Annotated in this window: 1 protein-coding gene and 1 pseudogene; both read left to right on the forward strand. The window is 72.5% G+C overall.

Annotated elements, in window-relative coordinates:
- A partial coding sequence (locus tag G3N99_RS40940) for a competence protein ComA (protein ID WP_206125277.1) occupies positions 1 to 676 on the forward strand: 676 nt, incomplete at its 5' end.
- Positions 673 to 906: pseudogene (locus G3N99_RS40945) on the forward strand (fimbrial protein); the annotation flags it as partial. The gene G3N99_RS40940 and the pseudogene G3N99_RS40945, both read left to right, overlap by 4 nt.

Below are 906 nucleotides of genomic sequence, written 5' to 3' on the forward strand. Positions count from 1 at the left end.
TCGTGGCGTGATGGCGTTGCACGACGACGAGATGCGGACCGCGACGCTCGACCTGGCCGGGCGGGACGACATCGAGGACGCCGCGCGGCAGGCGGCCGAACGCGTCTCGGGGCTGGCGCCGGACAGTCTCGCGTTCGACTGGCGGCAGGATGGCGGCGCGGGAGCGGACGTGATCGAGATTGCCGTGGCCCCGCTGGCGCTGCTCGAACGTCGGATCGACGTGGCTGCCCAGGCCGGTGTCGACCTGACGGTGGTCGACGGCGAGTCGGCCGCGGCGCTGCGTGCGTTGCGCTATGCCGCGCAATTCGAACCCGCCGCGCAGGCGGGCGCCTACGCGGCGCTCTGGTTCCATGATTCGGGCGTGCACGGATGGCGCATCGACGGCCCGTTGGCCGTACCGGTGCTGACGCTTTCCGGCGCCGTGCCGGAGGCGTTTTCCGATGCATTGCGCCGGCGCGCGCTCGGGGCCGTGTGTTGCGTACTCGTGGCCGGGGACGAGCGGTGTATCGCCCGCTTCGATACCTCCGTCGCCGAGATTGGTGACATGCTCGGCACGGTTGCGGTGCCGTTCGACTGTACGGGCTGGGACGGTCAACCGTGCCCGCCCGCCGGCATGCCGGGCGGCCCGGCGTGGGCTGTGGCATTCGGGCTGGCATTGCGCGGGGTGTGGGAATGACGGCCTGTCGTGTGGAGCCGGGCGGCTTCAACCTGCTGCCGTACCGAGAGCGGCTGGCCAAGGCGTTGCGACGTCGCCGGGCCGCGCAGTGCGGTACGGCGATTCTGTTCGGTGTGCTCGGCGCTGGCCTGTGGACGGGGGCCGCCACCGGGGCGCGGTGGCGCGTGGATGCCGAGCGCGCGAGTGTGGAGGCGCGGTTGCTGCGGTTGCAGCCGCAGGTGGGGGCTGCG

This window comes from Burkholderia sp. Ac-20392 (assembly GCF_017104585.1).
In the GTDB taxonomy this organism is placed as follows: Bacteria; Pseudomonadota; Gammaproteobacteria; order Burkholderiales; family Burkholderiaceae; genus Burkholderia; species Burkholderia lata.